General features: G+C 41.3%; 1 protein-coding gene. It reads right to left on the reverse strand.

Annotation, left to right across the window (positions count from 1 at the left end):
- A partial coding sequence (locus tag SB749_RS20145; RefSeq protein WP_410711871.1) for a hypothetical protein occupies positions 1–254 on the reverse strand: 254 nt, incomplete at both ends.

The raw sequence follows: 254 nt of genomic DNA on the forward strand, positions 1-254 counted from the left end.
GTCCGCCGCCAATAATAATAGGTTCAAGGCCTGCTTTAAAAACCATGTCTAAAATTGCTTCAACTCGCTCATCTACTTCAGCGCACAGCTTACGCAATTGAGCTAAGTCGTTTGGATTATGATTATCAAGCGTTTGGGCTTGTTGCATTAAATCGTCGAGGTTAACTTCACCAAGCAGTAACACTTTTTGCATAGCGATGGCATTATTGTGAGGTTGGTTTAAAAACCGTTGTAAAAAAGCAGGCCAAGCATAC

It is taken from the genome of Brevibacterium sp. SIMBA_078, assembly GCF_046534565.1.
Lineage (GTDB): Bacteria > Actinomycetota > Actinomycetes > Actinomycetales > Brevibacteriaceae > Brevibacterium.